Annotated in this window: 2 protein-coding genes; one reads left to right on the top strand and one right to left on the bottom strand. The window is 70.1% G+C overall.

Annotated features, from left to right (window positions below; all coding sequences use genetic code 11):
* The coding region (locus AB0M20_RS41625; protein ID WP_364306854.1) for a LuxR C-terminal-related transcriptional regulator at positions 1-599 on the top strand (599 nt) is incomplete at its 5' end.
* On the opposite strand, the gene glsA is transcribed toward AB0M20_RS41625, so the two are convergent.
* Positions 584-1597, bottom strand: a complete 1014-nt coding sequence (gene glsA / locus AB0M20_RS41620) for a glutaminase A (protein ID WP_364306853.1) — start codon at positions 1595-1597, stop codon at positions 584-586. The two genes, AB0M20_RS41625 and glsA, sit on opposite strands and share 16 nt — an antisense overlap.
* Positions 1598-1783 lie beyond the last annotated feature (186 nt).

Genomic DNA, 1783 nt, shown 5'->3' with positions numbered 1-1783 from the left:
GGGTTGCCGTCAACGCCGTCGACCGGGTTCGCCGGCTACCCGGCGCTGCCGGCGAGGTGAACACGCTGCTCGCATCCATCGAGTTCCAGAAGGGCAGGTCGGGGCCCGCTCGCCGCCTGCTGAAAGCGGTCATCGCCGACGAGCTACCTCATCAGGCCGTTACCACCGCCATCGACGCCTGGCTGCTGGATGCCGTTCTCACCGCCGACAGCGGCGAGATGGAGCTGACCCGGCCCGCGGTGGATGCCGCCCTCGAACTCGCGGTGCCGTTGGGCGCGCTGCGCGGCTTCGTCGCCGCCGGCCCTGCCCTTCGGGACATCCTGCTGCACGATCTGGGCCGCTTCGGCGTACAGGAGCATTTCGTGCTGGCCGTCATCGCAGCGGTAGGGCCCGCTACGCGGATGGTGCAGCCGCTGTCCCCGCGTGAACGGGAAGTGCTCGCGGAGCTGCCCACGATGCGCACCGTGGAGGAGATCGCCGGCAGCCTCTACATCTCCGCCAGCACCGTCAAGACACACCTCCGCAGCATCTACGCCAAGCTCGGGGTCGGAACCCGCCGTGACGCGGTGGCAGCAGCCCGGCGTCACGGCCTGACCTGAGTGCCGTGCCGCACCCCTTCAGGCATGCGCTGCACGTCCGAGGCGAAGAGGTCCAGTCCCAGCTCAGCGGACAGGAACTCAGCGACACGTTGACCCCGCACACTGTTCCCCGCCCGGTCCAGGGGCGGTGAGAAGGTGCCCAGCCCGCCCTTTCCCGGAGAGGCTGTGATGATCCCGCCGCCGATCCCGCTCTTGCCGGGCAGTCCCACCCGGTACAACCATTCTCCCGACGTCTCGTACAGTCCGGCGGTGGCCATCACGGCGAGTGTGGCGCGACAGACCGCCGCGTTCACGACTCGCTCACCGGTGACCGGATTCACGCCCCCGTCGGCCAGCGTGGCGCCCATGACGGCGAGATCCCGGGCCGTGACCGACAGGCAGCTCTGCCGGGTGTAGAGGTCGAGAACCTCGGCCGGGTCGCCATCCAGCACTCCGTAACTGTCCAGCAGGTGCGCCAACGCCCGGTTGCGCGTATTGGTGCGGCCGGCGCAGGCGTACGTGTTCTCGTCGACGGTCAGCGGCCGGCCGGCGAACCGCGCCAGCCCTTCGCTGAGCATCGACCAGCTCCCGGCCCGCCCGCGGCTGAGCAGATCGACCGTCGCGAGGGCGCCCGGGTTCACCATGGGATTGGTCCGGCCGGCGCCGCGTTCGACCGCCTCGATCGAGTCGAACGCCAGGCCGGTGGCATCGACGCCGAGGCGTTCGCGGACCCCGTCGATGCCGGTCGCCTCGCACGCCAGCGCGAACGTGAACGGCTTGGCCACGCTCATGATCGGAAAACTGAAGTCGGCGTCACCGGCGGTCTGCGTCACGCCGGTCACCCCCGCCACGCAGACACCGAACAGCGCCGGGTCGGCGGTGGCCAGTGTCGGGTACACCCTGGACGGCGTTCCCGAATTCTCGGTGCGGAACCGCTCCCAGGCTTGTCTGACCAGGTCTGCCGTCCGTGCCCGGCCGGGGAGTTGCCCGGTCGAGACAAGCCGCTGCGTCGCTTCCACCGCCGGTCCCGTTATGCCGGTGCTCCGGGCACCCCGGCCGGCGGGATGGCGTCGTCGGCACGCACAATCCGCACCCGGCCGGCCACCAGCAGGGTGATGCCCTCGATCAGGATCTGCACGCCCATCAGGACACCCAACAGGGTGAGGGTGGCTCTGATCGGGTTCAGGAGCACGAACACCCCGAGG

The sequence above is a fragment of the Actinoplanes sp. NPDC051633 genome (assembly GCF_040681735.1).
GTDB lineage: Bacteria > Actinomycetota > Actinomycetes > Mycobacteriales > Micromonosporaceae > Actinoplanes.
The sequence above is the reverse complement of the archived record's forward strand: the minus strand, read 5'-3'. Positions and strand labels throughout refer to the sequence as shown.